Here is a 21,790-nt window from a genome sequence, read left to right as displayed (position 1 = left end):
CGGTTTTGCAATCGCGCGTTAACGATTCGAGGCGGTCAGCTGAGTGCGGGCAAGACCTGGTCGGTGAGCAACTGGACCGACTTCCACGCTTCGTCGACCGGCATGCCGCCGACCAGGGGGTGCATCACGAGGGGCCCATAGTTGTCGGCATCGCGCACCTCCGTGATCAGCTGCTCCGGGGTGAGGAAGCGGTATCGTCCCGACGCCCTGACCTGGTCCAGCGTTTGAACACCGGGCAGGTGCATGAGCGAACGCTGATCGGTGGACCACCGGCCGTAAGTCACTGCCTCCCAAAGGATATGCTGTCCCAGCTCCGCCCACGCCTGGTCGGGGTCCTCGTGCAGGTAGATCATTCCGCGGTTGACCGGCCCCGGCATGAGGATGAACGGCGACATGCCCGCCTCCGCACACAGCTCGCGGTAATAGTCGGCGATATCGGGCAGGTGGTCCGCCAAACTGAGCGGCAGCCGGAACCGGGCCGCGCGCCGCGCCGTGGCACGTGCGCCACCCCCGACGTACAGCGGGGGATGCGGCCGCGACCAAGTGCCGGTGCAGATTCCGTGTTCCGGATCAGTACCCGACCACACGGCGAGCATTCGTTCCAGCAGGGCATCCATCAGTGCACCGCGCCGGCTGAAATCGGCTCCGAGAGCGTCATATTCGACCGTCCGGTAGCCCAGGCCCACCGTTGTGTGCAGACGTCCGCGGCTCATGTTGTCCACGAGGGCGATGTCCTCGGCAAGTCGCACCGGATTCCACAATGGCCCCAACGCGCAATCGACGCTCGCGATCAGCTTCGAGGTCCGGGCCAAAAACATCGCCGCGGCCATGATCGGATTGCAGCTCCACCCGTGTCCGGTCGCGTGATGCTCGTCGACGCTGACGGACGTGATGCCGTGGGACTCTCCCCACTGTCCCAGCTCGAGCGCCGCGGATAAGAGCTTGCCCTGCGTGCGTGGATCGCCTTGCGGGGAGGCGAGATTGAAGCGCAGCACCGTCAACAGCATCTGCCCGCCTTGCTACGCTTCCGGGCCGGCCGCCGCCTGCAGGAAACCCGGAAAGTCCGGGAACAGCGCGCGGTCGACGATCTCGATTCGGGTTCCCGCGTCGTCGACGTAGTAGGCGAAGAGCGCCAGATCGCCGTTCGAAGACGGGTCCGCGGTGTCGGCGGTGGCTTCGAAGCTGAAGCCGTTGTCTTCCAGCATCTTTGCACTCTCGGCCAGGTTGTCGGTCCAGTAGCCGAGGTGGTGGATCGCGTTGCCGGGTGCCGCCGTCCAGGCCGTCCCGGGTACCTCCTTGATCAGTTCGACGTGCGGCGCCTGCAGCGAATAGACGAAAGTCGAAGTGATCTCTTGGGTTCCGCCGGCAGTGCGAAAGGGCAAGGTGTAGCTCACCGGGGTGATCCACCGGTAACCGGCCAGCGCGCTCAGCCTTGCCATCGCCGCGTCGAGGTCGGGCACGATGATGCCGGTGTGGTAGAAGTCCTCGGGCCGTAACGCGAATGCCGTCATGTGTTCCTCGCTATCTGGTTGCGCAGCCAGGCACTCTCCCAGAAGTTCGTGCTGCTGGCGAGAAGTTTTTCATGGGCGTCGCGCAACACGGCGCGAGCCCCCGGATGATCCCCCGGAACAAGCTCGGCCAGGTGGATGGCCTGCAGCGCGCGATCGGCTGCCAAATGAGCCCGGGCACGCTCCAGCAGCGCATCGGCGCCGGCCAGTTCGACTACGTCGGCGGCGACGGAATCGAACCCGACGGGGTAAAGCTCGGTGGTCGATTCGTGGTGGAACCAGCCGGAGTAGTTCTCCCAGACTGCCCGCACGTCCCAGGCGACTTTGCCGTAGCCCTGTCCCACTTCGTATTCCGCGGGAAGCGTGATTTGGCGCATCAACGTGCGAACATCCTTGCCGGCGTTCATCCCGTCAACGGTTTGGTCGTGGATGTACTGGATGGCGTTTCGCAGCCTCGTGAGCTCTCGGTCGATGCGCTCGGCGCCCTGGACGGGCTCGAAGTGCCCGGTCACCAGCAGGTCGGCCTGCAGGTCCCGCACCCTGTCCACCGACGCGATCGCCGTCAACGCGTCCCGATACCGATCGCCGCGCATGGTGACCAGGTTGGGAATGTGCCCGATCAGCGGACCAAAGGTGTTTCCACACAGGCAGATCCGCTCGTTGGGCAGCCATACCACGAGGGAGTCGGTGGTCTCTCCACCGGGCACCGAAATCAGTTCCATTCGCCGGCCGCCGATTTCCAGGCGCAGGGTGTCTTCGAAATCGATGTCGACCACCGGCACGCTCTGGCCCGCCAGCCGCGACGTCCCCAGGCGCCGTTGGATGGCCTGAATGCCGGTGGCCAACGTGTCTTTGAATGCGAAAGCGCTGCGGCTGGCCCGATACGGGATCAGCCGGTCGTTGTCGTCGCGCCAGCTCTTCCAGTTCGCCTGCGCGACAACGATCGTGTCGGGATCACGCACGCTGTCCAGGCCGCCGACGTGATCGACGTGGCCCTGCGTGAAGATGATGTAGCGCACCGGCGACGGGTCGACGGCGTCGAAGTTGGCGCGATGCACCGGCCCCTCGAAGCCCATCCCGGTGTTGATGACCACCCGACCCTCGGTCGTGGTGAGCAGATACGAGTTGGACAGGCCCGGCGAACACCACAGGCCCGGGGCGATCTCCTCGGCCCTCTCGGCGGACGCCGGGCGCATCGCGTCGGCGCCCGGCCGGCTCCGATAGACCGGTTCGGACATCGCTGGTGACTCCTTTTATTCGGGACGGACGTCGAACTTATCGAGGTAGAAGCCGAAACGGCTGCGCAGTTCGTCGGCGGAGGTGCCGAAGTGCCGCTGCAGTTCATAGTGGATGCGGCCGTGTTTTCCCCGTGGATTACCGTCCAGGTAGCGCTGGAACCGTTCGCGTACCTTGGGCGGCAGCTCCACGCCGGCACGCTGGTACAGCTTTTCGAGCACCGGCGTCTCGTTGCCGCCCAGCTGGTGGAAGTTGATGTCGATGCTGCGTTCGGGCGCCACCAGATGGCGGTCGCGCACGCATGCGCTGAGGAGTCGATACACGCGGTCAGTCCAATAGTCCAGCAGCCACTGCGGATCAATGCTGCTGCGGCGCAACCGATCCGAGTACGCCATCATGGTGATCGCCGACTGGATCACCGCGGCGGGGTCGCGGTGCGTGAAGGCTACCGTCGCGTCGGGAAACGTCGCCATCAACGGGCCGAGCTGCTCGCAGTGCTGCGGACTCTTAAGCACCCATGTCCGTGGACCGCGCAGGAAGGTCAGCGCCTGCAGCACCTTCTTCATGTACGCGTAGTGCCGAGTTTGGTCGAGGCCCAAGTAATAGTCGCGCCAATCGGGCACGCGCGCATGCCATTCCAGCACGTACGAGGCCATGTCCAGGTCGAGAAGCTCCACTTCCTCCTCGATCGCCTCGGGAAAACGGTCATGCATCGCGGCCACCACGGGTGCACTCGCCATCAGCGCATCATGTTCCGCTTTCGCGCGGGCATAGCGGGGATCGACGCCGAAGATGTCGGGGCCCTGCCCCAGTGCGGGAATGGGATCCTGGCTCTCCCAATACGGCAGCGCGCGCCGGCGCGGGTCGGAGGCAATGAGATTCACCAGATGGGTGGTGCCCGAACGCGGCATCCCGACGACGATGAACGGTTTTTCGATCGGGATAGATTCTATTTCGGGATAGCGCCGGATGAGTTCGGTGAGCGATATCCGGTTGCGGAGCAGGCGCACGACACGTTGGCGCAGCGATCCGCGGGTGAGCTGGCGCAGCGCGTCGTCGGCTTCGATGGCCCCGACGTGCGCCCGCAGCCGGTCGGCGAAGCCGTCGGTGTCGTCGAGGTCGGCGGTTCCGGCCGGCAGGCCGGTCTGCTCGATGGCCTCGGCGAGCATCCGATCGATGTCCAGATCGACGGGCTTGGCTTCGGTGAATTCCAGGATCTGGCGCTGCACGTCGGTCAGTCGGGGCGCCGTCAGGTCGTCGAAGTCGATGTCGTCAACCGCGGAACCCACCGCAACCCCTCTCCGACGCATCAGGTGAGAAAGACGACACAGACGCTAGCCGCGGCGCAGATCCGTCGTGCATCCACCTCGCCGCGCCCGGCCGGCGCTAGAGGTTGGCCAGATCGTCGGGGACGTCGACCTTGTGTTCTTGCAGCGCCTCCAGGGGCACCACCTCGAGGGTGCTCTCGTGCGTCGCGGCCAACACCACCGGGGCGGCACAACCGTCGTGGTGGGCGCGCAGCCAGTTCAGCGCGGTCACGCACCAACGGTCGCCGGGCAGCAGACCGGGGAACCTGTACTCGGGCACCGGCGTCAACAGGTCATTGCCGATCGAGCGCTGGTGCTCGAGGAATTCGGCGGTCATCACCGCACAGATCGTGTGCCGCCCGAGATCCTGTGGACCGGTCTTGCAACAGCCGTCGCGATAAAAACCGGTCAGCGGGTCCGTGCCGCACGGTTCCAGCGGGCCGCCAAGCACGTTTCGATCTGGCACCCGTTCAGTATTGCGCTCTCGAGGGTGAAGTTTGAAGAAAATCTGCCGACTGCTTCGTCGGGTTTTCGCGTGACGGACCCATCGGGTGCCCGTGTGGACGCCCGGGCATCGGGCGTGTTAACTCGAATCGATGTCGACGCCGCCCAACCAACCCGGAAATCCGCCCGGTGAGCCACCCTGGGGATGGCAGCCTCCGCAGGGATATCCGCCCCCGCAGCCCTACCCCGGCTTCCCGGGGTATCCCGGCTATCCCGGATACGGCGACCCCCAGGCGCCGTACGGCCGCGATCCGGTGACCGGGCTGGCGCTGTCCGACAAGTCTGCGACCACCGCCGGCTTACTTCAGCTGTTCTTCGGCGTGTTCGGTATCGGCCGCTTCTATATCGACTCGACGCAGATCGCGGTCGCGCAGCTGTGCCTGGGGCTGTTCGGGGTTCTCTTCAGCCTCTTTTGTTTTCTCGGATTTCCGGTCCTGCTCGGCGTCACCGTCTGGGCCATCGTCGACGCGATCATGATCTTCACGGGCAGCGTCAAAGACAAGTACGGTCGCAAGCTGCGTTAGGCGCCTGAGTTGGACAACGTTTTCAACTGTCCGCCAACACTTTTGGCTTGCGTTGGGCCCAGATTTTAACCTGGACGACTTCGCCACGATCCAGGGCGCGCCGGTGGTAGTGGTCACGGATTGGTCACGATCGCGGGCGAACTTGGCCGTGCGACGGTGCCGACAACGAACCTGTCGCGACGCGCTGAGCAAATCCCGGGGAAATCGTCCCGAAAACTTATCGTCACATCGTGGAACGACGTACGGCCCTGAAACTCCCTCTGTTACTGGCGGCGGGCGCCGCCGTTGCTCGGGCACCTCGGGCCTCCGCGGAGGAAGCGGGCCGGTGGTCACCCGAGCGCGCGAGCCGTTGGTATCAAGCGCAGGGCTGGCTCGTCGGAGCGAACTACATTCCGGCGAACGCCATCAACCAGCTCGAGATGTTCCAGCCCGATACCTTCGATCCGCGGCGCATCGACACCGAACTCGGCTGGGCCCAGTTCTACGGCCACAACACCGCGCGGGTGTTCCTTCATGATCAGCTGTGGGCCGCCGACCAGCGTGGCTTCCAAACGCGCCTAGGGCAATTCGTCGACATCGCCGCGCGCCACCGCATCAAACCGCTGTTCGTGTTCTTCGATTCCTGTTGGGATCCGCATCCACGCGCGGGGCGCCAGCGCGCGCCCAGGCCCGGCGTGCACAACTCGGGGTGGGCGCAGAGCCCGGGCGCCGAACGACTCGGCGACCCTCGCTACGTCCCGGTCATGCGCGACTACGTCACCGCGGTCATGACCCAATTCCGCAACGACAACCGGATTTTGGGCTGGGACCTGTGGAACGAGCCCGACAATCCCGCGCGCCAGTACCGCAGCGTCGAAAGAAGCGACAAGGAGCAACTGGTCACCAATCTGCTGCCCCAGGTGTTTCGGTGGGCCCGGGCGGTGGATCCCAGTCAGCCGTTGACAAGCGGTGTGTGGCAGGGGGATTGGGGGCAAGCTCAGGGGCGTAGCGCGATCAGCGACATCCAGCTTGCCAACGCCGACGTGATCACCTTCCACTCCTACGCCGGGCCTTCGGGGTTCGAAAATCGGATCAACGAACTCACCCCGCTGGGCCGGCCGATTCTGTGCACGGAGTACATGGCGCGCCCCCAGGGCAGCACCGTCGAATCGATCCTGCCGGTTGCCAAGCGCCACAACGTGGGCGCCATCAACTGGGGCCTGGTGGCCGGCAAGACCCAAACCTACTTCCCCTGGGACTCATGGGATCACCCCTACACCTCGGTCCCCAAGGTGTGGTTCCACGACCTGATCCGGCCCGAGGGCCGCCCGTTTCAAGACATCGAAGCGCTGACGGTGCGAAAGCTGGCCGGTAGCCAGACCTGATCAGGGTTGCGGCCGGGGTAACCCTTCGCTGAAGCCGATCAACGCTCGCCCGCCACAGTCCGTCCGGTAGTAGGGTTATACCTGCTCAGAAGGGGGCGGCGATGGTCGTCGGTGTTGGTCGGCTACTGGCGGCGTCATGACGTGGGAAAATTTCACCGAAGCAGAACTGATCGCGGCGGGCGGCGGCGATCCATGGGCGATCAATCAGAGCCTGCAGGCCGGCAGCCCGTTTCAGATCGACCGTTTGGCGGAGGCCTTTCACGGTGCCGGTCGGCACACCGCCGAAGCCGACCACGCCTTCGAAGACGCGCGGAAACGCTTTGCCGCCGCTTGGAACCACCAGGACGGTGGTCACCCGATCAATGACTCCGACGAAGTCCAACGAGTCACCAAATCCCTTGGTGCACAGTCTGAGCGACTACCGAAGATCGGCGCCGATCTGGAATCCATCGCCGCCGCGTTGGCCGATGCGCAAAAGCAAGGGGCTCAAGAGATCGCCCTGCTGGACAGCGAGCTGCGGGGACTCGACAGACTCATCCACGCGATAAATCATGACCTGACATTCGAACTCTCCGCGTCGGAACGCGACAAATTAGAGAAGCTGAGGGACGCTGCGCACGCCCAGGCCGCGGACGACGTCCGCGAAGCCGTCAAGCAGATGAATTCAATTCGCAACGCCTACTCGGACACCTTACGGAAATCGATGAGCGCTCTGCATGCCGACGGTTACGACATCCCGAAAGCCGTAGACGGTTGGATCGAAAGCCCACTGAAACCCGGTGAGGTAAGAGATCTCGGTCCGATCGCCGGCACCGGCGGCATTCCCGGCATCCCAGGAATTGGGGCGGCCGACTTGGGGGAAGTCGTCGAGGTACCCGGGCAGCCCGGGAAGTACCTCGCTATCTTTGGTGATTCGTTCTCCGGCAATAAGGTCGGTGAGGGCGAGCACTATCGATCTGTCGCCGTTCCAGTGACCTTCGATGCCGATGGACGCCCGCATTTCGGGGCGCCATTGACGGGAGCAGAAGGTAGCGGTCGCGAGCTATTTCCCATCCCAACGGAAGCGAAGGGGGTTACCGACACCCTGCCAGCTGGGACGATCACGCTCGGCGACAAAACCTACATGATGGTGACGGGCACTCAGGGTGACTTGAAACCCGTGGCTTCGTGGCTGGTCGAGGTTAATGGTGACCCCGGTAAGGGGTGGGCCATGGTGCCGGGGTCGTTTCGGGGCGCGGGCGAAGCGCCCACACAGGTCAGCGGCTATAAGGGTACTGACGGCAAGGTCTACATCGCCGCCGATTCCTTCGACCGCAGCCGAGGCATCACCATGTACCGCGCGGATCCCGGCAACGTGTTCGATCGTTCAACCTGGCAGCCGTGGAACGGGAACGACTGGGGAAAGCCCGGACAGCAGGCCGTACAGGTAACCCCGAACCGTTACGGGGAGCTGAGCTTTCGAGAAATCGGCGGGAAGCCCGTCTTGTCTGGCTTTAACGTAGACGCGCATAAGGGAAGTATTGAAGTGCGGGTAGGAGCCAACCCGACCGAAATGTTTAGTGCGAACGTGCCCACAACCCTCGTTGCGCAGAATGGCGACCCAGGAGGCCCGAAGTTCATCCCACAACCGTACGGTGGATATATCCTGCCCGGATCAACGCTCGAAGATTTGAAATTATTTGGAAGTCAATGGAATACGCTTAAGGATGCGAACGGCGTGCCGTTCGGTACTCCGTATAACACTCGAGAGTTTCAACTTAGCCCCTATCACTGACCCGCCTGAACCGATTGGATGCATATGGCCATCAACAAACTGGTCGGCGTCACGACACTCGCCGGAGCTACGTTGTTAGTTGCCTGCACGGCGCACGCCGACCCACCTCGATTTCCCGATCTGAGCGCAGACGCACCAGTGAACGTCCGCGACTACACGATCGACGTTTCCAACCCTGGCCGGCCGCCCCTGCCCACGGTGTATTTCCTCACTCCCGATGGGGTCGTCTGCAACTACATGCCCGACCAAGCACAGTGCACTGGCAACAACCTGCCCGGGATCCCTCCCGCGCCTTCAAATCCCGACGCGGGAATCACCGGAGTCAATTGGATCGGAACCACCACTGGGCTGAAGCAGACGAATGAGGGTGAACCATCACGCGTGATCGACGGACAGCCAGTCAAAACGCTGCCTCCGGGCCATTCCATCACGGTGAACGGCATCATCTGCGGGGTCGACAACTCAGGCACGACCGCGTGCAAGGACCCGCAAGGCCGTGGCTTCGTGCTGTCGCCGAAGGGATCTGGGTGGCTGCCCCACGTGTGAGTACCGCTCGAGCGTGGCGGCAACACAGTCGCCGGGCATAGCGACAGAAGTTACGACTTGAAAAAAGCTTGGTCCAAGGTTTTACGACGCCGCGAAATCCCCGACGGCGGTCATCTTGTTGCCGTCCCAGGCGGTGGCGAAGCCGCCCGCGTTATACGCGCAGTTCAAAATGATGTCTCGGTGCGGTGGACTCTGCATCCACATGTCGAGCGCTTCCTTCGGGGTCGCGGCGGATCCGGTTCCCCAGAAGACGATTTCACCCGAGTACCTGCTCCGATAACCCGCAGCGGTGATTCGCGCCTGCGGTGATGAGCCGTCCGACCCGATGTGGCCGCTGACGCCGTTGCGCAACATGTCATCGGCATGGCGCTGGGCGGCTTCGGTCAAGCGCGGGTCGTCGCTGATCGGCGGGCATCCCGGGCGAAGCTGGTTGATACCGCTGTACAGCGCGGTCCCCGAATCGTCGGCGTGCGCGACGAATCCGGACAGGGCGCCGGGAGCCGTGATGAAGGCAGTACAGATCGCGAAGACGGCGATGATCTCGACTTTGCTGGCCATGATGCCTCTTGTCGCGCGCTCGCTTTGCTGTTTTTGGTATCTAAATGTTACCCATTTTCAACCAAGAACGATCACGAATCGCAAATCGATTCGCGGCGCTCAGTGACCGGCGTTGCGGGCCAGCTCGATTGCGTATTGATTCACGAAGTTGCCGGCCGGCGGATCACCCTTGCCGCATGTTCCGTCCGATTCGCCGGGGCGCTTGATCCACAGGTAGGCGTCTGCGTGTGCGCCCGCGGTGCTGGCGGTCGGCGGAGTGCCCAGTGCTCGGCCGCTGGGGTTGCACCAGTTGAGGTCGGAGTCCGGGGCCGGTCCCGCACCGTTGCGCGACGTGTCGATCACGTAGTGCGAGCCATTCGTGAGGCCCGAAATGGCCTCGCCATAACCGATTTCGTCCTCGGTGGTGAAGAAGTTCGCGGTGTTGATGCTGAAACCCCGCGCGTGGCCGACGCCGGCCTGATTGAGCCGGGCGGCCATGTCGTCGGCGCTGTGCCAACGCAAGTGACCCGCGTCGACGTACACGGCCGCGTTCGGATCGCGGGTGAAAGTGTCGACGGCGTAGCGGATCAGGTCGAAGCGTTCCTGGCGCGCATCACCGGACAGGCAGTCGGCCATGGCCAGCGCATCGGGTTCGACGACGATCGCCACTCGCGAAGCCCCCACACCGGATGCGATGCCGTCGATCCACGAGCGGTAGGCGTCGGCCGAGCCCATGCCGCCGGCGGCGAAACTGCCACAGTCGCGGTGCGGGATGCCATAAATCGCCAGCACCGGAATGGCGCCGGCCGCATTCGCGTCGCCGACATACTTCCCGACCGTTGCCGCCGATCCGCCCGGGACGATCCAGTACGCCTGCGGCGAGTTGGCGATGGCGGTCAGCTCGGGACTCGGCGGATCGGCGCTCTGCGAGGCGCGCATGGCCGCCGATGTCGGGTTGACGTAGAACGGCGCCCCGGCCAGCGGGTCGCCGTCGGCGGCCAGCCGCACCGGCGGGGCGGGACGGACCTGCACGGGGGCCGCAACCAGGCCCATGCCGGCGACGGCCGCAACCGTAATTAAGGGGACGATCCACCGTGCGGCTGCACCTGCAGCTGACAAGTTCACCTGAGGAAAATTAGTGGCTCGCAAGCATCGAGCGCCAATCGACGGTTCGGTCTACTGAGGACGGTTACGGCGACCCGCTTACATCGAGCCGCGCCCGCCGGGACCGCCGGCAAGCAGGCCGGCCGCGAAGGCCGCGCCCTTGTCGATCACCGCGGCGTTGGTCGAATACGTGTCATGCGCGGCGAAATTCATCCCGTCGGAACAGATGGGGTCCTCGGCGGCGCACACCTGGATGGTCTTGGCCTGATAGAGCGGGCCGATGGCAACCGGCGGCTCACCGAAGAAGTTCATCGCCTTCTCGTTGGGCAAGGCGAAGAGCACGACCGAGGAGACGTGGTTGGCGATTTCCGGATCCAGCGGTTTGGGGACGCTCGCGGGATCGATCCCATCAGGTACGACGGGCGAGGTGACGAAGCCCATCACGGCCGCCCCTTGGGAGTAACCGCCGAGCACCATCTTGGTGGTGGGGCAGTCGTGCGCCATCGACACGACGTGTGCGGCAGCGTCTCTGACGCCGGCCTCACCCGCGTTTGTCCAGTCATGCGTGGCGGGGTAATCGACCGCGTAGACGTCGAACGATTTTGCGCCGACGCGCGGCTGCAGCGAGTCGACGAATGCCTGCCCGGTCGGACCGAGGCCGGGCGGATCGTCGGTGCCGCGGGCGAACACGACCTGCACATCCGGGCACGGACGGGCGGTTGCGGCGGGGATGGCGGTCACGAGGGCCGAAGCGGCGGCGCCCGACGCCGCGGCTACCGCTGAAGCAACAAGACAAGGGCCTTGACGTGCGCTCATGCCGCTGTTTGCCCAAAATTGTGATTTTTAAACCGCGGCCATCTGCCGCCGACCGGCGTGAGCCGGGGACGGCGCGCAGAATTCGCTCATGGAACGATCAGCCGGTTCCAGCAAATCTGGCAACCGCTTACGTCCGTGCAGTCTTGGCGGTGGCGGAGGGATTTGAACCCTCGGACGGTTTTAGCCGTCACACGCTTTCGAGGCGTGCTCCTTAGGCCGCTCGGACACGCCACCGCCGAGCAGCTTACCCAACGGCGGGCCCGTCACCCCAATCGCTGGCGGGCGAAGAAGGCCTCCAGTGGCGCGGCACACTCCTGCGCCAGCACACCACCGCGCACTTCGGGGCGGTGATTGAGCCGCCGGTCGCGGACGACATCCCACAACGATCCGACCGCCCCCGTCTTGGGCTCCCAGGCCCCGAACACCAGGCGGGCGATGCGCGACAGCACCAGCGCACCCGCGCACATGGTGCACGGTTCGACGGTGACCGCCAGCGTGGCGCCCTCCAGCCGCCACCCGTCGCCGAGCACCTCGGCGGCCGCGCGCAGCGCCAGGATCTCGGCGTGCGCCGTCGGGTCGCCCAGGGCCTCGCGGGCGTTCACCGCGCGGGCCAACTCGGTTCCGTCGGCGCCGACCACCACCGCACCGATGGGCACGTCACGAGGACCCGCCGTCGCGGCAACCGACAGCGCGGACCGGATCAGGTCTTCGTCAGATCTCACCGACCGGTCCTGATGGCGGCGACCCGCCGCGCCCGGCTCCATCAGCGGTGACGATCCGCTGCGCCCGGCTCCATCAGCGGTGACGATCCGCTGCGCCCGGCTCCGCCGCGCTTGCGATCGCCACGGCCGCGCTTGCGATCACCGACCGAGGCGGTCGATCACCGCCGACAGCTGGTCGGCGAAGCCCATCTCGCGGGCGATGCGGCCCAGCTGCTCGTCGGCGTACAGATCGGTCTCGTCGACGATGACGCCCAGGACCGCCTCGGGAAGCCCGATGTCGGACAACAACCCTAAGTCGCCCTCTTCGAATGGATCCGAGTCCTCCAGGTCCTCCGGATCGAGGTCGGCGTCCAGCTTGTCGAGCACTTCCGCGGCGATGTCGTAATCGAGCGCGGCGGTGGCATCCGAGAGCAACAACCGCGTCCCCGACGGCGCCGGCCGCACGATGACGAAGAATTCGTCGTCGACGTCCAGCAGGCCGAAGACCGCCCCGGAACTGCGCAATTCACGCAACTCCGTCTCGGCGGCCGACAGGCTTGTGAGCGACTTACGGGCCATCGGGGCGCAGCGCCACTGGCCCTCTTCACGCACCACCGCGACGCCGAAACCGTCCGGCGTGTCCGCGGACAGGCCCTGGGCAGAGGCCCGTTGTGCTCCCATGGCCGCTTACGGTAGTCCCTGACCAGGCCCCTGACCAGATGGCGGCGGGTCGCCTCGACATCTGGCGGCACCGCCCCCGACCGGATGTGCCAACCTTGGAATGTGGCACGCCCTCCTTCAAAGACACCGGTGTGTGTGCTCGGGCTGGGGCTGATCGGCGGCTCGATAATGCGGGCCGCCACCGCGGCCGGCCGTGACGTGTTCGGCTATAACCGCTCGGTCGAGGGCGCCCAGGCCGCGACCGCCGACGGCTTCGATGCCACCACCGACCTGACCGCGACGCTGTCTCGCGCCGCCGACACCGGGGCGCTGATCGTGCTGGCCGTGCCGATGCCGGCGATGGCGGGCATGCTCGCCCACGTCAAGGAGACGGCCCCGCACTGCCCGCTGACCGATGTCACCAGCGTCAAGCAGGCGGTGCTCGATCAGGTCGTCGCGGCGGGGCTGCAGGAACGCTTCGTGGGGGGCCATCCGATGGCGGGCACCGCGCATTCGGGGTGGACGGCCGGGTATGCCGGGTTGTTCACCGGGGCTCCGTGGGTCGTCAGCGTCGACGACCACGTCGACCCGGCGGTCTGGTCGACGGTGATGACGTTGGCGCTCGACTGCGGCGCCGTCGTGGTGCCGGCCCGATCCGACGAGCACGATGCCGCCGCGGCGGCCATCTCGCATCTGCCCCACCTGCTCGCCGAGGCGCTGGCGGTGGTGGCCGGAGACGTGCCGTTGGCTTTCGCGTTGGCCGCCGGCTCGTTCCGCGACGGGACCCGGGTCGCGGCGACCGCCCCGGACCTGGTCCGGGCGATGTGCGAGGGCAACTCCGACCAGCTGGTGCCCACCGTCGACCGCCTCCTCGAGCTGCTGTGCCGCGCCCGCGAATCGCTGGCCGCGCACAATTCGGTCGCCGACCTCACCGAATCCGGCCATGCCGCGCGCATCCGCTACGACAGCTTCCCGCGCAGCGACATCTTTCACGTCGTCGTCGGCGCGGAGAACTGGCGTCAGGAATTGGCCGCCGCGGGCCGGGCCGGTGGGGTGATCAGATCCGCTCTGCCAAGCCTGGATAGTCGACGATGAATCCCTCGTCATCGACGCTGACCGTGGTGTCGGAGATCGGCGAGCGCAGTTTGATCTCGGCCGGGCCGCCGGTGTTGCTATAGCTCACGGTGTCCGCCGTGATGGACATCTCCGGCAGGTTCACGTAGACCACAGGCAGCGTCACCGAGGCCGGCCGCTCGTATAACCCGAGCCGCCGGATGGGCAGCGCGTTGAAGAACGGGCTGAACTCCACGTCGACATCGAGCGCACCGTTGTAGGCCGCCCGACGCTCGCCCTGGTGGTCGGTGACCAGCCACATGTTCTCCTCGTCGCGGGCAAGCGAGAAGACCCGCTCCCGCTCGGCCAGGGTGACGGTCATGCCGAGCCGCTTGGTGGCGCCGGTCTCATCGGTCAGCAGGTCGTAATAGGCGCCGAACGCCGGGGTGGTTTCGGTGGCGGCGGCAATGATGCGGCCATTGGCCTTGATTCTGTTGCCGGACACCTGGACTCGTACCGATTCCATGCGGGGAGCATCCTGTGCGCGCCAGGTGAGCATCGCCTGCCACACGCGGCGAGACGGATCAGAGGGGGCTGCGTTCACTCATCTACCGTAAGACGTGCCCGCCAAGCGATGCGGAAGTGCCCGGTATGTTCGCCGCAGCCGCCCGGTGCCCGGCACCGAAATCCACACCGCCAACGCCAGCAGACCGTCGAGCACCAGCGCCAGCGCGGCCACCATCAGCGCCCCAACCAGGGCGAGATGAAACTCACGTTCCTTGATTCCGTCGATCAGGTATCTGCCCAGTCCACCGAGGCTGGCGTAGGCCGCCACGGTCGCGGTCGCCACCACCTGCAGCGTGGCGTTGCGCAGGCCACCCAGGATCAACGGCAACGCATTCGGCACCTCGACGCGCAGCAGCACCTGGGCCTCGGTCATGCCCATCGCCCGGGCGGCATCGACGACCGTGGGCTCGACATTGGCGATCCCGGCATAGGTACCGGCCAGCAGCGCCGGCACACCCAGCAGCATCAGCGCCACCAGCGACGGTCCCAGACCCAGCCCGAAGACCAGCGTGCCGAACAGCAGCACGCCCAGCGTCGGCAGGGAGCGCAAGCCGTTGACGGCGCCGACCACCAGCAGGGTGCCCCGCCCGGTGTGCCCGATGATCATGCCGACGGGAATCGCGATCAACGCAGAGGCGGCCACCGCCAGCGCGGTGTACTCGAGGTGTTCGAGGATGCGGGCGGCGAGCCCGACGGGGCCGGTCCAGTTGTCGGCGGTCAACACGTAGGAGATCGCCCGAGCGACGAAGTTCACCGCGCACCACCGACCACGGGCGCGACGACCGCGCGGCGACCGGTACGCCGCGTGGCTTGCGCCCACGGTGTTGCCAGCCGGCCGGCCACGACGATGAGCACGTCGATGACCACCGCCAACACGAACAGCGCGATGATGCCGGCCAGGATCTGATCGCTCTTGTCGGTTTGGTAGCCCTGGGTGAACCAGCTGCCCAGCCCACCGATGCCGATGACCGAACCCACGGAGACCATCGCGATGTTGGTGACCACCACCACCCGCAGTCCGGCGACGAGCACCGGAACCGAAAGCGGCAGTTCAACTTTGAGCATCCGTGTGACCGGCGAATACCCGACGGCAGTGGCGGCGTCGCGCACCTGGGCGGGCACCGCGTCCAGCGCCTCGAGCACGGCGCGCACCAGCAGCGCCGCGGTGTAGGCCGTCAACGCCACTAGCACATTGGCCTCGTCGAGGATGCGGGTCCCGATGAGCATCGGAAGCACCACGAACAGCGCCAGCGACGGGATGGTGAACACGACGCTGGCGACCGCGGTCGTCAGCCGGCGGGCGATTCGGGTGCGCTGCACCAACATTCCCAGCGGCAGGGCGATCGCCAGCCCGATCAGCACCGGCACCAACGACAGCCGCAAATGCACGACGGTCAGCCCCCAGGCGTCGTCGAGATGGCTGAGCAGATAGTGCATCGGCTAGGTCCCTCGAGGTTCCGCCGAGCCCAGGCGCTGGGCCTGGACCGCGGCCAGCACGTCGTCGGCCAGCACCCCGCCGATGACCTTGCCGTCGTCATCCACGGCGACCCCGATGCCCGACGGCGACGACAGCGCCGCATCCAGCGCGTGGCTCAGGTTGCCCCGCGGCCGAAACAGCGATCCGAGCCCGCTCATGCTGTCCGTCAACGGCATGCCGTCGCGGTGCCGACGCACTCCGGCGCCGTCGATCCAGCCGATGGGCACACCGCCCGAATCGACCACCACGGCCCACCCGCCGGAAGGCTCTGTCTGCGTGGCCTTTTCGGCCGCGACCCGCTCGACATCGTGCAGCGGCAGTCCCGCCGCGTCGAGGAGTTGTAACCATCGGTAGCCGCGGCCCAGGCCGATGAACCTCGACACGAAATCGTTGGCCGGCCGCGACAGCAACTCGGCGGGCTGGTCGAACTGTTGCAACGAACCGCCCTTGAACACCGCCACGCGATCGCCGAGCCGCAGTGCCTCATCGATGTCATGCGTGACGAAGACGATCGTCTTGTGCAATTCGGCTTGCAGGCGCAGTATTTCGTTTTGCAGGTCGTGGCGAACCACCGGGTCGACGGCGGAGAACGGCTCGTCCATCAACAGGATGGGCGGGTCGGCGGCCAGTGCGCGCGCCACGCCGACCCGTTGTTGCTCGCCGCCGGAGAGTTGCGCGGGGTAGCGGGTCGCGAGTTTGGCGTCCAGCCCGACCCGCTCGAGCACCTCGTAGGCGGCTCTGCGGGCGGCCCGGCGGCCCTGGCCCCGTAAGACGGGAACCGTTGCCACATTGTCGATTACCCGCTGGTGCGGCATCAGCCCGGCGTGCTGGATCACATACCCGATCCCGAGGCGCAGTTTCACCGGGTCGCGGGTGGACACGTCGACCCCGTCGATCGTGATGACGCCCGAAGTGGGCTCGATCATCCGATTGATCATGCGCAGCGCCGTGGTCTTGCCGCTGCCCGACGACCCGACGAACACGGTCAGCTCCCCGTTCGGGACGCTCAGGCTGAGCTGGTGCACGGCGGTGGTTCCGTCGGCGAAGGCCTTGGTGACTTTGTCGAAGACGATCAAGTCATCCTCCGATCGGATGGTTGAAGCCGTTGTCCCGTATCCAGTTTCGCGCGGCCTGATCCGGATCGATGCCCGAGTTCCCCGACACCGCCGCGTTGAGTCCGGCGACACCGGCGGTGGTCAGCTTCCTCGACACAGCGTTCAGCACGTCCCTGAGATGATCTGATTTCTTCTGCGAATTGACCAGCGGCACAATGTTTCCGGCCATGAAGTTGTGTTCGGGGTCATCGAGGGCCACCAGGTGGTTCTGCGGGATGGCCGGGGACGTGGTGAAGACGTTGGCGGCGTTGACCCTTCCCCCGACCAATGCGCGCACGGTGACCGCGCCCCCGCCGTCGTCGATGGCGACGAAGTTGCCAGGTTTGATGTCGAGCCCATACTTCTGCCGCAGTCCCGGCAGCCCGGCGGGGCGGGTCGCGAATGCCGAGGGGGCACCGAATCGCACGTCCGGTGAGTGAGGGGCCAAATCGGCGATGGTCTTCAGACTCCAGGAGTTCGCCGTCTGCGCGGTGACGCTGACGGTATCGGTGTCGGTGGCCGGCGCGGGCGCCAGGATCGACAGGTCACCGGGCAAGCGCTGGTGCAGCTCCACCTCGACGGCACCCAACATGGTGGCCTTGGACTGCGGGGCGAAATACAGCAGCAGATTGCCGATGTACTCCGGTACCAGGTCGATGGAATGGTCTTTGAGCGCAGGGATATACGTCTCCCGGCTGCCGATACCCATCCGCGTGCCCACCTCAAACCCGTTGGCCTGCAAGGCCTGTGCGTAAATCTCGGCGATGATCTGCGATTCCGGAAAGTCTCCGGAGCCGATGACTATGGAGTTGGGGCTTCGAACCTGCGCTCCCAACGGATCGGAATTGCTGCACGCCGCAACAACGCACATCGCCATCAGCAGGGCTGCCGCGCGCATGATCGTGCCTTGCGGGTGCGGCAGCGTCGTCATACCGCCGACCCTAATGCCCGAACCGCGCGGACGCTGGCCTGCGGAATTGGTGGCGGTGAATCGGTTTCATTCTGCGTCGGATAGGGCAAAGATGGCAGTATGAGCAGCCACATCCCTGCCTCGCCCGGGCAGCCGCCCCCCAAGCCCGATCCTGCGGCCAAGACCGGCGCACCCGCCAGAGAACCGGCTATCGGGTTCACCCGCGCCGGGGCACTGTGGTCCTCGCTGATCGCCGGCTTTGTGATCCTGATCCTGCTGCTGATCTTCATCACCCAGAACACGACACCGACAGACTTCCAGTTCTTGGGCTGGCACTGGAGCCAGCCCAAGGGCGTGGCGATCTTGCTGGCGGCCGTGGTCGGCGGGCTGATCACCGTTGCGGTCGGCACCGCACGGATCCTGCAGTTGCGCCGCGCGGCCAAACGGCAGCACGCGGCCGCCGCACGCTAGCCCGGCAGCTTCGCCAGTTCGGCCAGACCGCGCGAAATCAGCGGCGACACGACCTCCGGTGCGTGATCGGAGTCGGCGCCGCGGGCCTGATCCGACATGCGTCGCCGGAAGTCGATGCCGGCGGCGATGATCGCGAGCTTGAAGTAGGCCAGCGCCATGTAGAACTCCCAATGGGCCAGCGATGTACCGGCCACCAGCGAATAGCGGTCGGCCAGTTCGTCGGCCGTCGGCAACAGCGGTGACGTCCACGCGGCCTGGGCATTGACGATCAAATCCAGGGCGGGGTCGCGGTACACGCACATCAGGGCGGCGTCGGACAGCGGATCCCCCAGCGTGGAGAGCTCCCAGTCGACGACGGCACGCACCTTCGTCGGGTCGTCGGCGTCCAGGATCGTGTTATCGATCCGGTAGTCGCCATGCACGATCGAGGTCCGGCTCTGCTGCGGAATGGCTTCGCCCAGACCGGAATGCAGCCGCTCCACGTCGGCGTCGCGTCGATCCTCGGGCAACCGGACCAGCGACCACTGCGAGCCCCACCGCCGCACCTGACGCTCCAGATATCCACTCGGCTTGCCGAAATCGGCCAGCCCGACGGCGTCGGGATCGACGTTGTGCAGATCGACAAGCACCCGGATCAACGAGTCGACGCAACCCCCAATCACGGTGTGACTGAACGATTCGAGTTGAGCGCGGCGCCGAACCACCTGCCCGGCGACGAACTCGACGATCTGGAAGGGAGCGCCCAGCACCGAATCGTCCTGGCACAGCCCGATCGTGCGCGCCACCGGCACGGGGGTGTCCTGCAGCGCCGCCACGACGCGGTACTCGCGGGCCATGTCGTGCGCCGACGGGGTCAGGCCGTGCAGGGGCGGCCGGCGCACCAGCCAACTGGTGCTGTCGTCGTAGACGCGGAACGTCAGATTCGAGCGACCCCCGGAGATGAAGTCCGCGCGCAACTCGCCGTCGCGCCCGATTCCCAGCGAACGCAGGTAGGAGTCCAGCGAGGCCAGGTCGAGCCCCTCGAGTTGGTCAGCTGAAGTCACCGAACTTGTCTACCACCGCCGACCTCGACGCGGTGCACCACCTGCGAGTTGCGGGCGTGGGGTTCAGGCGCTGCCACGGCCCGCATCGTCGTCGAGCAACCTCTGGTTTCGCGGCAACAGGTCCCAGACGTGTTCGGTGGTGTTGACCGCGGCCACCGTCGCTTGACCGGACCGGGAGAACAACAGCCGAGTCACCGACGCGTAGTCGACGGGGAAGGACAGCAGGCGGGCGGTACCCAGAATTTCATGCAGCAGGACGTTGATGACCCCGCCATGGCTGAACACCGCGACCGTGTCTTCGGAAGCGGCGGCCGCGACGAGGTCGTCGATCGCGGCGCGCACCCGCGCCCGAAAAGCGTCCTCGTCGACCGCGCTCGGCAGATGCCCCTGCGCCAGGCGCGCCCACTCCTCCGGCATCTCCGCGCGGATCTGCTCGACCGGGATGTACACCGGAAGGTCGCGGTCGTACTCGGCGAAGCGATCGTCGATCTCGACGCTGAGCCCGCGATCCGCCGCGACCGGCTCGGCGGTCTGGATGGCCCGGCGCTGCGGGCTGCTCACCACCCGCGAAATGGGAAACCTGGCGAGCGCCTTGGGTAGTCGTTCGATCTGGGCCAGCCCCTCCTCGGACAGGTCCGGATCGGAACCTTGGCCGTGTTCGCTGCGCAACGGCAGCGCATGCCGGACCAGAAGCACTTGCATATTTCGTCCCGTCGTTCGATGGTGGGCAGCGCCAGTTTCTCACCGCGCCCGGCGACGCCGATCTCGAGGAGGACGGATGACCGAACCGGACAGGGATTGGGACGCCACCTACCGGCAGGCCGTGCCGCCGCCGTGGAGCATCGGCCGGCCCCAACCGGAGCTGGCCCGTCTCATCGATCAGGGCAAGGTGCGCAGCGAGGTGCTGGACTCCGGCTGCGGGCATGCCGCGCTCTCGCTGACCCTGGCCGCGCTCGGCTACACCGTCGTCGGCCTGGACGCCAGCGCGACCGCAATTCGGGCGGCCACCGCCGCGGCCGCCGAGCGGGGACTGAGCACGGCGACCTTCGCGCAGGCTGACGTCACCGACTTCGGTGGCTATCCGCCTGGTTCCGACGGCCGCTTCGCCACGATTCTCGACAGCGGCCTGTTCCACGCGCTGCCGCCCCACCGGCGCCACGACTACATCCAGTCCATCTTTCGGGCCGCCGCGCCGGGAGCCGCGCTCTACATCCTGGCCTTCGCGGCCGGCGCGCTGGATGACGCCCATTCGGACCGGCCGGGCCCGCGCGGCTTCACCGAATCCGAATTGCACGACGCGGTCGCGACGCTGTGGCGCGTCGACGACCTGCGCGCGGCGAAGGTTTACGGCAACGACGACACCGGCGGGTCGTCGGATGGTCCACTGGCCCACCTGGAGCACGACGACGAGGGCCACTTCATGGCCCCAGGGTTCCTGCTGAGCGCGCACAAACCGGACTGACCGGGCTACGGCCATGGAGAATGCTATTCTCCATACGGAGATTGGGGTGTGCGCCGATGGTTGGACGGTGACTCGCGTGGGCGAACCGGGACTCGACGCGGGCGTCCTCGCCCGCTGGCTGGATGCAAACAACGCCCCGGGTGGCGGCGAGGAACCGCGGCTGACCCAGCTCAAGGGCGGCTCGCAGAACACCCTTTACCTGATCGAGCGCGGCCCGTCGGAGGCGCGGACGAGGATGGTGTTGCGGATGCCCGGCGCGCGCGCCGACGCCGCCCGCATCGACGGGCTGCTGCGGGAGATCCGCCTGGTGCGGGCGCTGTCCGGCACCGATGTCCCACACGCGGCGCTGATCGCCGCCGACGACACCGGCGACGTGCTCGGCATGCCGTTCTACGTCATGCAGGCGATCGACGGGTGGAGCCCGATGGACGGCGGGTGGCAATCGCCGTTCGACACCGACCTCGAGGCCCGGCGCGGCCTGGCCTTCCAATTGGTCGACGGCGCGGCCAAGCTGGGCCGAGTGGATTGGCGCAAACAAGGACTCGAAGGCTTCGGCCGCCCGGATGGATTCCACGAGCGGCAGGTCGATCGCTGGCTGGCGTTCCTCGACGCGTACAAGGTCCGCGAGCTGCCCGGCCTGGACGTGGCCTCCGACTGGCTGCGCCGCAACCGTCCGGCGCATTACCGGGCGGGCATCATGCACGGCGACTATCAGTTCGCCAACGTGATGTTCGCCCATGGCGAGCCGGCGCGGTTGGCCGCGATCGTGGACTGGGAGATGACCACGGTCGGTGATCCGCTGCTCGACCTGGCGTGGTGCCTGCTGGGCTACGACGGCGAGAAACCGCGCGAGGACGGGTTTTATCTCGACATGCGCGGGATGCCCACGCGCAGCGAGCTACTGGGGCACTACGAATCCGTCAGCGGGTTGTCTACCGAAAACATCGACTACTACCTGGTGCTGGCCAACTGGAAGCTGGGCATCGTGCTGGAGAAGACCTACGCGGCCGGGGTAAGGACCGGCTCGCAAAAAGGAGGAGTCGACCCGAAGATCACCGACGCGTTCGGCCCGATGATCCTGCAGCTCATCGCCACCGCGGCCGAGCTGGCCCGATCTCACAAGGTGTCCTGA

General features: G+C 66.3%; 25 protein-coding genes and 1 tRNA gene. 8 read left to right on the top strand and 18 right to left on the bottom strand.

The window, feature by feature from the left end; genetic code table 11:
* Positions 1-35: 35 nt before the first annotated feature.
* From A5622_RS27555 to A5622_RS27535, 5 genes are all read right to left on the bottom strand, one after another.
* On the bottom strand, positions 36-1,007 hold the full coding sequence (locus A5622_RS27555; protein WP_066882480.1) for an LLM class flavin-dependent oxidoreductase: 972 nt from the start codon (positions 1,005-1,007) through the stop codon (positions 36-38).
* Between the two features lie 12 nt (positions 1,008-1,019).
* Positions 1,020-1,511, bottom strand: a complete 492-nt coding sequence (locus tag A5622_RS27550) for a VOC family protein (protein WP_066882479.1) — start codon at positions 1,509-1,511, stop codon at positions 1,020-1,022.
* A complete protein-coding gene (locus A5622_RS27545; protein WP_066882476.1) occupies positions 1,508-2,746 on the bottom strand; it encodes an MBL fold metallo-hydrolase in 1,239 nt (412 codons plus the stop codon). Before A5622_RS27545 ends, A5622_RS27550 begins: the two co-directional genes overlap by 4 nt.
* Positions 2,747-2,761: 15 nt before the next feature.
* Entirely contained in the window at positions 2,762-4,033 is a 1,272-nt protein-coding gene (locus A5622_RS27540) for a sulfotransferase (RefSeq protein WP_066882474.1), read from the bottom strand.
* A 97-nt stretch (positions 4,034-4,130) separates the two neighbouring features.
* The gene (locus A5622_RS27535; protein ID WP_066882472.1) at positions 4,131-4,517 is read right to left on the bottom strand and encodes a DUF2237 family protein; all 387 of its coding nucleotides are present in this window, start codon (positions 4,515-4,517) and stop codon (positions 4,131-4,133) included.
* A 130-nt stretch (positions 4,518-4,647) separates the two neighbouring features.
* Between A5622_RS27535 and A5622_RS27530 the strand changes: the two genes are divergently transcribed.
* The 4 genes from A5622_RS27530 to A5622_RS27515 all read left to right on the top strand — a co-directional run bounded on the left by A5622_RS27530 (position 4,648) and on the right by A5622_RS27515 (position 8,763).
* A complete protein-coding gene (locus A5622_RS27530) occupies positions 4,648-5,079 on the top strand; it encodes a TM2 domain-containing protein (protein WP_066868781.1) in 432 nt (143 codons plus the stop codon).
* 230 nt (positions 5,080-5,309) lie between these two features.
* Positions 5,310-6,443, top strand: coding sequence for a cellulase family glycosylhydrolase (locus A5622_RS27525; protein WP_066882470.1), 1,134 nt, complete (start codon positions 5,310-5,312; stop codon positions 6,441-6,443).
* Positions 6,444-6,579: 136 nt separating this feature from the next.
* A complete protein-coding gene (locus A5622_RS27520; RefSeq protein ID WP_066882468.1) occupies positions 6,580-8,217 on the top strand; it encodes a DUF4185 domain-containing protein in 1,638 nt (545 codons plus the stop codon).
* 24 nt (positions 8,218-8,241) lie between these two features.
* On the top strand, positions 8,242-8,763 hold the full coding sequence (locus A5622_RS27515; protein WP_156749067.1) for a hypothetical protein: 522 nt from the start codon (positions 8,242-8,244) through the stop codon (positions 8,761-8,763).
* 81 nt (positions 8,764-8,844) lie between these two features.
* Here the strand turns inward: A5622_RS27515 and A5622_RS27510 are convergent, their stop codons facing one another.
* From A5622_RS27510 to A5622_RS27485, 6 genes are all read right to left on the bottom strand, one after another.
* Positions 8,845-9,321: a CAP domain-containing protein gene (locus A5622_RS27510; protein ID WP_197498215.1), complete on the bottom strand. Its 477-nt coding sequence runs from the start codon at positions 9,319-9,321 to the stop codon at positions 8,845-8,847.
* 99 nt (positions 9,322-9,420) lie between these two features.
* On the bottom strand, positions 9,421-10,425 hold the full coding sequence (locus A5622_RS27505) for a glycoside hydrolase family 6 protein (RefSeq protein ID WP_066882466.1): 1,005 nt from the start codon (positions 10,423-10,425) through the stop codon (positions 9,421-9,423).
* Between the two features lie 78 nt (positions 10,426-10,503).
* The gene (locus tag A5622_RS27500; RefSeq protein WP_066882464.1) at positions 10,504-11,220 is read right to left on the bottom strand and encodes a cutinase family protein; all 717 of its coding nucleotides are present in this window, start codon (positions 11,218-11,220) and stop codon (positions 10,504-10,506) included.
* Between the two features lie 144 nt (positions 11,221-11,364).
* A tRNA-Ser gene (locus A5622_RS27495) sits at positions 11,365-11,454 on the bottom strand.
* Between the two features lie 29 nt (positions 11,455-11,483).
* Positions 11,484-11,942: a nucleoside deaminase gene (locus A5622_RS27490; RefSeq protein ID WP_066882509.1), complete on the bottom strand. Its 459-nt coding sequence runs from the start codon at positions 11,940-11,942 to the stop codon at positions 11,484-11,486.
* A 138-nt stretch (positions 11,943-12,080) separates the two neighbouring features.
* On the bottom strand, positions 12,081-12,602 hold the full coding sequence (locus A5622_RS27485) for a tRNA adenosine deaminase-associated protein (protein WP_066872937.1): 522 nt from the start codon (positions 12,600-12,602) through the stop codon (positions 12,081-12,083).
* A 129-nt stretch (positions 12,603-12,731) separates the two neighbouring features.
* On the opposite strand from A5622_RS27485, the gene A5622_RS27480 reads away from it, so the two are divergent.
* Entirely contained in the window at positions 12,732-13,676 is a 945-nt protein-coding gene (locus A5622_RS27480; RefSeq protein ID WP_197508110.1) for a prephenate dehydrogenase, read from the top strand.
* On the opposite strand, the gene A5622_RS27475 is transcribed toward A5622_RS27480, so the two are convergent.
* Genes A5622_RS27475 through A5622_RS27455 form a run of 5 tightly spaced genes read right to left on the bottom strand, consistent with a single transcriptional unit; the run spans position 13,639 to position 17,703 of the window.
* On the bottom strand, positions 13,639-14,238 hold the full coding sequence (locus tag A5622_RS27475) for a putative glycolipid-binding domain-containing protein (RefSeq protein WP_066872942.1): 600 nt from the start codon (positions 14,236-14,238) through the stop codon (positions 13,639-13,641). The genes A5622_RS27480 and A5622_RS27475 overlap by 38 nt on opposite strands.
* Complete coding sequence (locus A5622_RS27470; RefSeq protein WP_066872945.1) at positions 14,239-14,955, bottom strand: ABC transporter permease; 717 nt, start codon at positions 14,953-14,955, stop codon at positions 14,239-14,241.
* The gene (locus A5622_RS27465; RefSeq protein WP_066882462.1) at positions 14,952-15,638 is read right to left on the bottom strand and encodes an ABC transporter permease; all 687 of its coding nucleotides are present in this window, start codon (positions 15,636-15,638) and stop codon (positions 14,952-14,954) included. The genes A5622_RS27470 and A5622_RS27465 overlap by 4 nt, the downstream gene beginning before the upstream one ends.
* A gap of 3 nt (positions 15,639-15,641) precedes the next feature.
* A complete protein-coding gene (locus tag A5622_RS27460) occupies positions 15,642-16,754 on the bottom strand; it encodes an ABC transporter ATP-binding protein (RefSeq protein ID WP_066882460.1) in 1,113 nt (370 codons plus the stop codon).
* 1 nt (position 16,755) lies between these two features.
* Positions 16,756-17,703: an ABC transporter substrate-binding protein gene (locus A5622_RS27455; RefSeq protein ID WP_066882458.1), complete on the bottom strand. Its 948-nt coding sequence runs from the start codon at positions 17,701-17,703 to the stop codon at positions 16,756-16,758.
* A gap of 99 nt (positions 17,704-17,802) precedes the next feature.
* Here A5622_RS27455 and A5622_RS27450 point away from each other — a divergent pair, with 99 nt between their 5' ends.
* On the top strand, positions 17,803-18,153 hold the full coding sequence (locus A5622_RS27450) for a lipopolysaccharide assembly LapA domain-containing protein (protein WP_066872956.1): 351 nt from the start codon (positions 17,803-17,805) through the stop codon (positions 18,151-18,153).
* Here A5622_RS27450 and A5622_RS27445 read toward each other — a convergent pair.
* Both A5622_RS27445 and A5622_RS27440 read right to left on the bottom strand, forming a co-directional pair.
* A complete protein-coding gene (locus tag A5622_RS27445; protein ID WP_066882456.1) occupies positions 18,150-19,196 on the bottom strand; it encodes a phosphotransferase family protein in 1,047 nt (348 codons plus the stop codon). The two genes, A5622_RS27450 and A5622_RS27445, sit on opposite strands and share 4 nt — an antisense overlap.
* Positions 19,197-19,259: 63 nt before the next feature.
* Positions 19,260-19,898 carry a histidine phosphatase family protein gene (locus tag A5622_RS27440; protein WP_066882454.1) on the bottom strand — a complete coding sequence of 213 codons (639 nt, stop codon included), beginning with the start codon at positions 19,896-19,898 and terminating at the stop codon, positions 19,260-19,262.
* Positions 19,899-19,974: 76 nt separating this feature from the next.
* On the opposite strand from A5622_RS27440, the gene A5622_RS27435 reads away from it, so the two are divergent.
* Together A5622_RS27435 and A5622_RS27430 are read left to right on the top strand one after the other, a co-directional pair.
* The gene (locus A5622_RS27435) at positions 19,975-20,658 is read left to right on the top strand and encodes a class I SAM-dependent methyltransferase (protein ID WP_066872965.1); all 684 of its coding nucleotides are present in this window, start codon (positions 19,975-19,977) and stop codon (positions 20,656-20,658) included.
* A gap of 13 nt (positions 20,659-20,671) precedes the next feature.
* Positions 20,672-21,790, top strand: a complete 1,119-nt coding sequence (locus A5622_RS27430; RefSeq protein ID WP_066882452.1) for a phosphotransferase family protein — start codon at positions 20,672-20,674, stop codon at positions 21,788-21,790.

It is taken from the genome of Mycobacterium sp. 1245801.1, assembly GCF_001673055.1.
Lineage (GTDB): Bacteria > Actinomycetota > Actinomycetes > Mycobacteriales > Mycobacteriaceae > Mycobacterium > Mycobacterium europaeum_A.
The sequence above is the reverse complement of the archived record's forward strand: the minus strand, read 5'-3'. Positions and strand labels throughout refer to the sequence as shown.